Origin of the sequence: Leptospira hartskeerlii (assembly GCF_002811475.1) — a bacterium.
Classification (GTDB): Bacteria; Spirochaetota; Leptospiria; order Leptospirales; family Leptospiraceae; genus Leptospira_B; species Leptospira_B hartskeerlii.
On record NZ_NPDL01000015.1, the window covers coordinates 24,855 to 35,849 of the forward strand.

Annotated in this window: 13 protein-coding genes; 5 read left to right on the forward strand and 8 right to left on the reverse strand. The window is 40.9% G+C overall.

Annotation, left to right across the window (positions count from 1 at the left end; translation table 11 throughout):
* Positions 1–30: 30 nt before the first annotated feature.
* Genes pth through CH352_RS18570 form a run of 3 tightly spaced genes read right to left on the reverse strand, consistent with a single transcriptional unit; the run spans position 31 to position 2,456 of the window.
* The gene (pth, locus tag CH352_RS18560; protein ID WP_100705803.1) at positions 31–600 is read right to left on the reverse strand and encodes an aminoacyl-tRNA hydrolase; all 570 of its coding nucleotides are present in this window, start codon (positions 598–600) and stop codon (positions 31–33) included.
* Positions 588–2,138, reverse strand: coding sequence for a (R)-citramalate synthase CimA (gene cimA, locus CH352_RS18565; protein ID WP_100705804.1), 1,551 nt, complete (start codon positions 2,136–2,138; stop codon positions 588–590). The genes pth and cimA overlap by 13 nt, the downstream gene beginning before the upstream one ends.
* Entirely contained in the window at positions 2,139–2,456 is a 318-nt protein-coding gene (locus CH352_RS18570; protein WP_100705805.1) for a Smr/MutS family protein, read from the reverse strand.
* A gap of 125 nt (positions 2,457–2,581) precedes the next feature.
* Between CH352_RS18570 and CH352_RS18575 the strand changes: the two genes are divergently transcribed.
* Positions 2,582–4,123 (forward strand): phosphatase domain-containing protein, encoded by a 1,542-nt coding sequence (locus tag CH352_RS18575; protein ID WP_100705806.1) that lies wholly within the window; start codon positions 2,582–2,584, stop codon positions 4,121–4,123.
* Here CH352_RS18575 and CH352_RS18580 read toward each other — a convergent pair.
* The gene (locus CH352_RS18580) at positions 4,120–4,764 is read right to left on the reverse strand and encodes a DedA family protein (RefSeq protein WP_100705807.1); all 645 of its coding nucleotides are present in this window, start codon (positions 4,762–4,764) and stop codon (positions 4,120–4,122) included. The two genes, CH352_RS18575 and CH352_RS18580, sit on opposite strands and share 4 nt — an antisense overlap.
* Before the next feature lie 137 nt (positions 4,765–4,901).
* On the opposite strand from CH352_RS18580, the gene CH352_RS18585 reads away from it, so the two are divergent.
* The 4 genes from CH352_RS18585 to CH352_RS18600 are packed head-to-tail and all read left to right on the forward strand — an operon-like array spanning position 4,902 to position 8,010.
* Positions 4,902–5,330, forward strand: coding sequence for a hypothetical protein (locus CH352_RS18585; protein ID WP_243396236.1), 429 nt, complete (start codon positions 4,902–4,904; stop codon positions 5,328–5,330).
* Positions 5,330–6,442 carry an AI-2E family transporter gene (locus CH352_RS18590; protein ID WP_100705809.1) on the forward strand — a complete coding sequence of 371 codons (1,113 nt, stop codon included), beginning with the start codon at positions 5,330–5,332 and terminating at the stop codon, positions 6,440–6,442. Before CH352_RS18585 ends, CH352_RS18590 begins: the two co-directional genes overlap by 1 nt.
* A 6-nt stretch (positions 6,443–6,448) precedes the next feature.
* Complete coding sequence (gene xseA, locus CH352_RS18595; RefSeq protein WP_100705810.1) at positions 6,449–7,726, forward strand: exodeoxyribonuclease VII large subunit; 1,278 nt, start codon at positions 6,449–6,451, stop codon at positions 7,724–7,726.
* Positions 7,723–8,010, forward strand: a complete 288-nt coding sequence (locus CH352_RS18600) for an exodeoxyribonuclease VII small subunit (RefSeq protein ID WP_100705811.1) — start codon at positions 7,723–7,725, stop codon at positions 8,008–8,010. The genes xseA and CH352_RS18600 overlap by 4 nt, the downstream gene beginning before the upstream one ends.
* Here the strand turns inward: CH352_RS18600 and CH352_RS18605 are convergent.
* From CH352_RS18605 to CH352_RS18620, 4 genes are all read right to left on the reverse strand, one after another.
* The gene (locus tag CH352_RS18605) at positions 8,007–8,393 is read right to left on the reverse strand and encodes a DUF2752 domain-containing protein (protein ID WP_243396238.1); all 387 of its coding nucleotides are present in this window, start codon (positions 8,391–8,393) and stop codon (positions 8,007–8,009) included. The genes CH352_RS18600 and CH352_RS18605 overlap by 4 nt on opposite strands.
* 52 nt (positions 8,394–8,445) lie before the next feature.
* Positions 8,446–8,814 carry a DUF5684 domain-containing protein gene (locus CH352_RS18610; protein ID WP_100705813.1) on the reverse strand — a complete coding sequence of 123 codons (369 nt, stop codon included), beginning with the start codon at positions 8,812–8,814 and terminating at the stop codon, positions 8,446–8,448.
* 113 nt (positions 8,815–8,927) lie between these two features.
* Entirely contained in the window at positions 8,928–9,404 is a 477-nt protein-coding gene (locus tag CH352_RS18615) for a hypothetical protein (protein ID WP_100705814.1), read from the reverse strand.
* 118 nt (positions 9,405–9,522) lie between these two features.
* Positions 9,523–10,995 (reverse strand): membrane dipeptidase (locus CH352_RS18620; protein ID WP_100733525.1); only part of this gene is annotated, 1,473 nt, incomplete at its 5' end.

Below are 10,995 nucleotides of genomic sequence, written 5' to 3' on the forward strand. Positions count from 1 at the left end.
CCCCGGAGAAGTTTAGCTAACCGGGATAGTTTATTTATCGGAGGCTTTCGAAAAAATGATCTGTCTTTCCCGGACCCAATCCTTGATTTTTTGTTTTGCCTGGTCGAATAATTCGGGCAATTTACTCATTTCTTCCTGGCTAAAATTAGATAGAACATGTCCTGCTGTGAGTGCACTGTCTCCCGGTTTTCCTACCCCGAATCTGAGTCTGAAAAAATCAGGCGATCCTAATTTTTCCGAGATGTCTTTGATCCCATTATGACCTCCGTTCCCGCCACTCTGTTTAAATTTGAGTTTGGAGAATGGAAAGTCTACTTCGTCGTGAATGACTAGGATGTTCTCGGGTGGGATCCCATTTTTACGGGAGAGTTCGGAGACTGCTTTTCCGGAAAGATTCATGTATTCCAAAGGTTTTAGAAAATAATAAGAAACTCCGTCCTTGTCCATTTTTCCTTTTGCCTCTTTGGAAGAATGATTCATGTCCACTCCCCAGTCCTTCACAAGATCGTCCAAGACCAAAAAGCCAATATTGTGACGGTTTCTTTCGTATTTTTGGCCGGGATTGCCCAGACCTACGATCATCAGTTTTAAGTTTGCCATGTAGGAAGAATTAAGTTCAGCATTTTTTCTGTAGCTAAAACAGCAGCCACTGTTTGATCGCAATGGATCCCCATGGTTTTGAAATTTTCTTCTTCATGGTTTTCCAGCGCTTTGTTCCAGGTAATCATTGTTTCTACGAGTGCGTCCGTTTTTCCACCGGGAGGAATCCGAACTTCATAATCTACTAGTCTTGGAATAGAAAGGCCAGCTTTGGAAGCGATACTATTCAGAGCAGACATGAAAGCGTCGTAACCACCGTCGCCTTCACCTTCTTCGGAATATTTTGTACCATGATATTCTAATTCTATACTTGCTTTTGGACGGATCCCGATCCCTGAGTTAATTTTACATCCAGTGATCTTGATCGCTTGTACGCTTGAATTTCCGGAAACATCTGCAATGATAAATGGCAAGTCTTCCGGTGTGATATTTTTGTTTTGGTCCCCAAGCTCTATTACTTTTTCCAAAACCTTTTTTTCGATTTCAGGAGAAAGTACAAGGCCAAGTTGTTTTAGATTTTCGGATATGCTTGCTTTTCCTGCAAGTTTCCCTAAAGCGTAACTTCTTTTTCTTCCGAAACGTTCCGGCAGGATTGGATTTGCGTATAAATTCCCTTTTTTATCTCCGTCGGCGTGGACTCCTGCAGTCTGGGTGAACACATCTTCTCCCACTACTGGACGGTTGGCAGAGATCCTTTTTCCGCTGAAAACTTCCACTAGTCTGCTTGCTTCAGAGATTGATTTTTCGTCCACATCTGTGCATACACCCACTTTATCGTGAAGTGCGGTGATCACTGCTTCGAGTGGAGAATTTCCTGCTCTTTCTCCTAATCCATTTACGCTAACGTGTAATCCTTTTACTCCTGCCTTGACTGCGAATAAACAGTTTGCTACGGAAAGATCATAATCGTTATGTCCATGGAATTCGAAATGTAGCTCCGGATGTTTTTGGGTTAGAAGAGAAATCCCTGAAAATGTTTCGTCAGGAGAAAGAACTCCCAATGTATCAGGTAAGAAAATTTTTCCTAATGGTTCTTTGGAAAGATGAGAAACAAAATCCAGAACATATTCTTTGCTGTTTAAATATCCATTGGACCAGTCTTCCAAGTATATATTCACTTCCAGGCCATTCTTCTTAGCGTAATGAATGGTTTCGGATACTTCTTCAAAATGTTCTTTTGGAGTTTTTTTGAGCTGTCCCTCTAAATGTTTAAGGGAACCTTTTGTGAGTAGATTTAAGGTTTTAGCCCCGGAAGCAAGGATCCAATCCACACTCTTGTGAGAATCTACGAATCCCAGGATCTCTATCCGTTTTTCTAAGCCTTCGGAAGCTGCCCAGGACATGATCCCACGAACACTTTCCAATTCACCTTGAGATACCCGAGCGGATGCGATCTCTACTCTATCTACTTTCAGATTTTGTAATAGAAATTTTGCGATATTTAGTTTTTCGGAAGCGGAGAAACTTACACCTCTGGTTTGCTCTCCATCTCTGAGAGTTACATCCAGGATTTGGACTTTAGGTCTTGTGTTTCCCATTTATTTTAAATACTTTTTTAGATCTTCCGAGGATGGGCCCATGATCTCCACAAGTGTGGAACCTGGGTTATTTGCCAGGTGAAGTCCCCCATCTTCTAAAATTTTCAGAAAGGAATGTGCTCGGATATAGTCGTCGGTCATTTTTTTCAAAATTCCCTCGCCTATCCCGTGTACAACTTCTACCAGGGTTTCCCCTTTCATGAATGCGGCTTGGATTTCCCGGTCCAAAAGCCGATACGCCTCTTCATATCTCATTTTGCGGATATAAATCGACTTGGGACCTTTTCGGTTCCCGTCAGAATGTTTCCCTCTCGCCATTCTAAGACCATCCTAGGCGGACCTTTTCTCTCGAAAACAAAGAAATTGGATTTTTGCTTTCCCTTTAGAAGGCCCATGGTAGAGTTTTCCTTTCCCAAAATGTTAAAAAGGAATCCTGCAAGCTTGTGACGGAAGAAACAGAACGCAAAATTTCCAAGAATACGGAAAAACGTAGGGCCGCAATTTGCGGAGGAACTCTCGGAAGAGAAAACCGTTATTATATCCGAGGACAGGTAGTAGATATCTCCGTCAGCGAAGAAATGATGGATCCTAAAAAATGGGACCTTCTCACAGGCTTATTCCAAGGACAAGAAAAAGAGATCACTCCATTCTTAGACTACGGACTCGAGTCAGTGCGTAAGCCTATCCTTCTCGCTGAAATTGTGGATCAGTCTGGAAAAGTGTTACATCGTTCTCCTGAAATCAGAGGAGACGAAAGTGGATTTTTCTTTCATGAGTTTACTTTTCCTTTGGCTCCGGGAAATTATACGTTCCATATTCATTTTCTAAAACCGGACTCTTATAGACAGTTTGGAAAGGACTTGGCCTATTTAAACACTCCCGGCAAACATGAGTTAGTCTCCCAGAGCCTGATCGGAATGGGTGCATTACGTATTTTATCCGAAGAATATACCGGGATCGTAACGACTTCCGATATTGATCAGACCTATCTTGCCACCGACATTCATTCCAATAAGGGAAAAATTTCCACATTATTCGAAACACCTGAGCAGAAGTTGCCTTTGCCAGGTATGCCTACTTTATTTAAGGAATTGAGAGAGGCTACGTCGGATTCTCCACTTTGTTTTATTTCTGCGAGTCCCCATTTTTTCAGAAGAACCTTGCTTTCTACATTCAGGACACAAGGTGTTAAAACAGAATCACTTCACTTAAAGTATCTGGAAGGCACTTTGAAAGGAATGGTGGATAAGTTTTGGGACACTCTTTCTCATCCTACTAGATTTTTGACGGAAGGTCTTTGGGGAGCTGTGGAAAGAGTTCGTAAATTTGCAGGATCTTCTTTTCAAAGTTTATTTGATCAATTGGCATATAAACTTACGATCCTTCTCCGAGATAGGATCTATCTTCCTACGAATTCCAAGGAGATCTTACTCGGAGATAATACTGAAAGTGATTATCTGATCTTTATACTCTACCAGTTTATTCTAACCGGGGCATTACAAGGCAAAGAATTAGAGGATTACCTATACAAGCTGAACTTTCTCGGAAGAGATGCGATTACTAGAGATAACGCAAAACTTATCAGAGAACTCGCAGAAGAAAATCGCAGGATCCACGGAGATATCAATCCGGTTCAATTGGTTTTGGTAAATAAAACGGAACTTGGTCCTCCTTCTGAAGAAATGAAATGGAATGTGAGAAGCGCTCTTCCTACCGGCTTAGATCCTTGGAAAATGGAAGGAATTGAACCTTATATTCCTACGGATGGAGCACTGGGTTTCGCACTTGTAATGGTAGAACGGGATATTTTGGATCTTTCTTCCGTTTTGAAAATTTCAGGGGATATGGCAGGACAATGGTTCGAAGGAAAGGTAATAGAGCCAAATGTTCTATTGGAACTTGCTAAAAAATTAGAACTTCCAGTAGAAACCGATCCTATTCATAAAAAGTTTGTAAAAACTTTAAAAGAAGTATTGGAAGCCTAGGCTTCCTTTCTCTTTTCAAAAAACTTTTTATAGATTATAAATCCGATAACTGCTGTCACGAAGAAGCCTGTAAAAATTTTATTATATAGAGCTAAAAATTCCAGGACCTTCTCCCAATGAGATCCTAGATAAAATCCCCCGTAAATCAATATCCCACACCAAATAGTAACTGCTAATGTGAATGCAGAGAAGAATAAGATCGGCTTCATATCCACCATTCCTGCAACTATAGAAACAAAGAAACGGATCCCCGCAGAGAATCTGGAAAAGATCACTACGACTACTCCATTTCTAGAAAACCAATCTAAGGTTTTTTGGATGGATTCTTCGTTGTATAATTCCGATTTGAATGGGAAGTTCTTATTCTTCAGCCACTCCAAAAGTTTATGGCCGAATGCATACATGACCCATGCGCCTGCTAGATTTCCAATCAGAGTGCTTGAGACCAGTTCCCAAAAACTTAAGGCACCTCTTGCGAGTAAAAATCCTCCAAATGCAGTAACCGTATCTCCTGGCCAAGGTGGAAAAACGTTTTCGGTAAAATTGGAAAATGCGAAAAAAAACCAGACAAGGGCGCTGGGCAGACCAGATACCCAATCCAATAGAGTTTGGATATAAAAATCGAATCCGGCGAATTGCATCTAGAAAAGGATTGTCAAGGGGGAAGCGTTAGATTCAACTAAATTTCGTGGAAGGCCGTAGTTTCTCGCAAGTCCTCGGTTCGGTTCTAATATTTTTACTGATCGGGAATCTTTCTATTTTTGCTCAGGATACCAAATTGCCCGATTTGATGAGTCCTGATCCTGTAAAAACCAAAAAGGTCAAAGACAGACCTAAAATTTTCAGGCATAACCAACTCACTATCGTAGAAAAACCGTACAAGGCGCCTTCTTCTATTCCTAGTAATTTTGTTCCGGACGATTCTGAGGTATTGTTTTTTACCGAATTAAAGGCGGATCGTCTTTTGGATAATAAGGAAGCGGTTGTAGTTTTTAAAACTTCTCTTCCAAAAACTACTATGGAGAGATATTACGAATATTTGATCTCCAGTTTCGGCCATAAAATTTTACAGAGCCAAAAATCTGAGGAGAAAAGTTTGTATTTGGTGGATGTTCTTCGGCATAAGATACTGGCGATCACCATCCATTCCGAAGAAAAAGGAAGTACCGTAAAATTATTCCAGAAAACCACGAGTGGAGGATTCTGATGTCCCCCAAAGAAGGACAGGAAACCAACCGAAAACTTTTTAACCTGATCTTAGGTATATTTTGTATCGGGACAGGACTTCTACTCTTCGTAGTTTTAAGACCTTATTTTTATTCCGCACTTGTTGCTTTGATCTTATATTTAGCCACTCGAAAACAATATAAACAATTAAGAAGACTGATCGGTCCTAGGTTTGAGCCATTAGCTCCTTGGATCATGATCGGTTCCGTTTGTATGATCGTAATTTTGCCTTCTTATTTTATGATCCGCACATTGATCGAAGAATCTCTTTCCATTTTATTCAAGATCAGGATCTCTCTTTCTGAAGATAAGATCATCGATACGATCATGAGTTTGAATATTCTCACCGATCTATTTACGGATAATCCTTTCTTTTGGGTCAAGCTTCCTGAAATTTACGGGGACTTTGCTAAGAATTATATAGATATCTTAAACTTAGACAGTTTATATGCTGTTTTGAGTAATGCCTCTTCTTTTATTTTAGGTTCTATTGATCTTCCTGCCGGTATCATCATGAATCTGTTCTTCTCACTTTTACTTTTGTTCTTCTTCTACCAAGATGGAAGAAAGATAGAAAGATTCATTTTAGATAATTTGCCTTTTTCCACAGAAGTAGAGGAACAAGTAGGTAGAAAAGTCGCCTCCGCGGTTCAAACAGTGTTTAAGGGAAATCTAATTGTTTCCATTATGCAAGGAGCTGGAGTTTATATTCTTCTTTTGTTTGCAAAAATTTCCAATCCATTCTTATACGCTAGTCTTGCGGCATTCTTCTCATTGATCCCGGTGATCGGAACCTCGGTTGTTTGGTTGCCGATCGGGCTTTATTTGATGTTCATTGAGAATAATATTATAGGTGCGAGCTTATTCATGGTAATGGGCCTCACCTTGTATATCGTTCTGGAGAATGTTGTAAAACCTAAGATGTTGGATAAAAAGCTTAGGATCCATCCTTTGCTAATCTTTTTGTCTTTGATCGGAGGGATCCAGGAATTCGGGATCATGGGACTGGTGCTCGGACCGGTTGCGGTCACAATGGTTGTGATCCTTTGGGACTTCTGGAAATTATACAGAAAAGACTTTTTTGCCAGTTAATTTCTGATGGAAGAAACAAAAACATATTCCGTTTCGGAAATCAATTCCATCGTTAAACAACTTCTAACCGGTCCGGACATTCTTCGGAATATCTGGATCCAAGGAGAGATCTCTAATTATTCCAAATCTCATCAAGGTCATATTTATTTTAACCTAAAAGATCCTAAGTCTCTTATTGCCTGTACTTTTTTCTCTTATAGTAATGGAAGATATAAGGGAAAACCTCTGGAAAATGGAATGGAGATCAAGGCGTTCGGTGCGATCTCCGTTTATGAACCTAGGGGCCAATATAATTTAAATATTTCTAAAATAGAAGAGTTAGGACAAGGGGACCTTCTACTTCAAATAGAAGAATTAAAAAGAAAACTTGCTGCGCAGGGAATATTTGATCCGGAAAGAAAAAGGAAGCTTCCTGCATTTCCTTGGAGAATTGGAGTTGCCACTTCTCCTACCGGAGCGGCTATCGAAGATATTATTCGTATTTCTAAACAAAGATTTCCTAATATAGATATTTTGATCTCTCCTTGCCTTGTTCAGGGAGATGGAGCACCCGAATCCATTATTTCTGCTATCAAACAATTAAATGACCCTAAGTGGGACGTGGATCTGATCATTGCAGGTCGAGGCGGTGGAAGTACTGAAGACTTGATGGCGTTTAATGACGAAAAAGTGGTCCTCGCATTTGCAGAAAGCCGAGTTCCTATTATTTCTGCAGTTGGGCACCAGATAGATTCCGTTCTTTCGGATTTGGCTGCGGATCATTTTGCTCCTACTCCTACGGCCGCTGCAGAAATGGCCGTGCCGGAAATGGAATTAGTAGAATCGGGACTTGCAGAATTTGAAGTACGACTTAAGATCGCTTTAAAAAATCAGGCTGGCAATCTAAAAGAAAAGTTAAGGATACTCACGAATAAAAAAGCATTCTTAGATCCTAGATCCATGTTGAATGATCGGATCTTACAACTAGACGAGATCAATTCTAGAATAAATCTATTGGGCAAAAATTATTTGATGAGCGCCCAGAATAAATTTAGCCCTGTATCGACAGGACTTTTAACTTCTTTTAAATCCCATTTGGAAAGAAAGAAGAAGGAGTTCCAACTTCTCTCCGGAAAGTTAGAAGGCTTTTCCCCTTTAGGAACTTTGAAAAGAGGATACTCTGTGGTCCGTAAGAAAGGAAAAAAAGTCGTTACATCTCCGACACAATTGGAGAAAGAGGAAGAACTAGAGGTCATATTGGCGGAAGGTAGGATTCGGGTTTCTTACCAAGGTGAAATACAATGAGCAAAAAGACAGAAATCAGTTTTGAACAAGCCCTAACCGAATTGGAGCAGATCGCAGAAAATTTGGAAAGAGGACAATTGACCTTAGAAGAATCCATTAAATCTTATGAAAGAGGGATGGAACTAAAGATCCTTTGCCAATCCATCCTTGCGGAAGCCGAAGGAAAAATTGAATATCTTTCCAAATCAGGAAGCGGAGAGACCCAAAAGAAAACTGCAAGTCCTAAGTCGGAAACTTCTTCTAGAGCGGCGACACCACCGTCGGACGATGACGAGTTATTTTAATAGAAATGTTTGATATAGTACCAAACAAAAATTGAAATAACTCCCAAATACGCAAAAAATTCAGTAAAACGATTTTCTAAAATTTTTCTCCAAACCTGTTTACCGAAATTCCAGCGGACGATCAAACCGGAAAATCCTAAAATGGAGACCGGAATTCCGAACGGATGATATTCCCAAGACTGGGAGAAATCTCCTCTAAAAAAACAGATCACAGATCTAGTTAGTCCGCAGCCAGGACAATCCCAACCTGTTAAATGTTTCCACCAGCAGATCGTAAACCAATGTTCCGATTCGCTATCTAATGGTAACAGAAAAGAAATCGCAATTGTTATTAATAAGAAGACAATTGAGGAAAATATAAGCGGAAGGAACGAACGAAACATAGAATTAGAAGCCGAACCTGAAACAGGCTCGGCTTCTAATATTAGAAATTTCTCAAGCTGATTTTGCAGCTGGTCCCACATATTTTGCATCAGAAAATGCTAATATCGGATATCCGACCGCAAAAATGAAAAGTACTGCATAACCCGCAGTTTTACCGAATGATTTTGCTAAATCGATAGCGGTAATAATGCTGATAACGATACCAACGCAAGGAATGAAAAATAGGATCAACCACCAACCTGGTCTTCCAATAATTTCCATTAATACATAAAGGTTATAGATAGGAATGATCCCTGCCCAACCAGGCTTTCCTGCTTTTTCGAAAATTTTCCATAAGGAAACTAGGAATACTCCAATGATCGCTATATAAACGATTGCGGTTATGATCAAACCGATTCCTGAACCTGAATTTTCTTCCATTCGTTTTGCTCCAAAAATAGAATCTGAGGAAGTATATTTTTAATTTCAGGAAAGCAAGAAGAAAATTTACGAAATTTTTAATTTCCTAAATAGATCGAACGGTTTAATCGGGATCACTGTACCGACAAAGTAATGGTTCCGGCATTCGTGACCGGAATGACCAAACAGCGGGTGGAACCGTTTGTAGTACTTACCCCGGAATAGGATTCGGTCCCTATATTCTCACTTCTAACTTCTACCTGACTGAAATCCGTCGGAATTAGTACGGAATTTTCCGTACCGATCCACAAATCGGCTTCCCCACTTGTAAAACTAACATTGAAGGTATTTGTTGCGCCGTTTCCGGTAAAAGAATAGAAATAATAGTAATAACTTGCTCCGGAGAATGTATTGGATCCTCCAGTAACGATCGTGGGAACTGCAGAATCAGCACATCCTCCACTCGGCACCGGGGTGAAACTGGCGCCGTAAGCAGAGTATAGTAAACTAGCCGCAGTATCATCCGTAGAATCTGTGTCTCCATTGGAACAAGCTACAGTAAGTAAGAGGAATAAGGAAGTTAGAGTCTTAGGGTTCAATAAAAGCCTCATAAAAATAAGCTCTTTTTATCTTAGAACCTATTCTTCACTTTTCGTTCCAGAGACCAAACTTTTTCTTTTGGAGTTTTAGATACAAAAAAGGCCCGCTTGATTGCGGGCCTTGGTTTAGTTACTGGATACTTCCGCTTCTATTTACCGCGTTCTGCCACATTGTGGTGAAGAAGTCTGCGGATCTATAGACAGGCTCCAGATCGGAACGTTTGAGTCCTTGTTGTCTCAAGTCTTCAAAGAAGTCAGGCATGAGCCCTATATGGGACGCACCTTCCGTATTGAAGTCGAATGTCCGATTCCCGAAGGAATATTTTCCAAGAGAAGGAGAAGCAGCCAGAGTCGCCGCTAATCTAATGGAAGAATCCGGAGAGAATGGATATCCTACTTTAGAAGCTTCCGGCTGAGCAATGACTGAAGTTCCTCCAGGACAAGCACGAGTTCCATAACGAGGTCCAGGCATGTGAGCAAATCCATTAAAATCTGTTCCGATAGCGATCCTACCATCATAAGAAGGATCACCTATTAGATTTTTGAGATATTGGTAAGACTGAACGAATGTTTGGCTGGTTCCACCGCAAGCATGAGCGATATAAGAGCCGTCGCTATTTTGTCTCCACTCACCTACTTCTTCCAGATTTCCTTGTCCGGTTATAAGCCCGATCATTCCACCTAAAGTACTGATACGTTTGAGTGCAGCACCGGTAGGGTTTGCCTCGTGACGATTTCCTTTATTCGCCATATCGTAAACACCTGTGTGACCAGTTACGATACCTGGATAGGACTGTTGTTCCGCGAAAGTAATCGCTCCGTCCAAGGATTTTGCAGACATATGACCAACGTCGATGATCATTCCTTTTTTCATCAACTCTTTCAGGACTTTCTGTCCGTAAGTGGTTAAGCCTGCAGTGTTACAATCCTGTCCGTAATGTTTACAGTCATACTTGGTTCCACTTCCTAGGATATTGTAGAGACCTGCTCCACCAAATCCGTTGGTTTTTAAGTGGATAGGGAACACATAGCGTAGCCCCAAATCATATAGCTCTTGCACGCCTTGTGTGATCATGGAGTCGTTACAGTTGCTTCCAGTACAATCTACTAAATAGTCAACTTCCGCGCCTAAGACCACTGCAAGTTTACCGCCTGAGATCACACTTTGTGCTTCTGCAGGAGTTTTTACGATACGGAACCAACCCTGTCCAGGACCGCCGCTTTGTTCATCGATCCATGCTTGCATATCATACACAGCTTGTGTTTGTCTGCGCAAAGTGTTCATATCGTTTAGATCATAAACTGGATCGGTAGCGATCGCTATTCCTTTGATGATGTCCGGAAGTCCGTTATCCGTAGCTCCGAACATATAATCACCATTTACTGCAAGCACTACCATGGCTCTCATTCCGCCTTCATAGGCGCGTTTGATCCATTCATAATACATGGTTTGGTGAGTGTAGCTATTGTTCGCAGGCCAATACGGGAAGCTGCTATATCCTCGGTTATCGTGACGAACGGTTCCGAGCAATGCTCCGATCACATCGTCTTGTACGATTGCTTCTACTCTAGAGTGCCCGGCTGAATGTCCTTCATCGGAAAC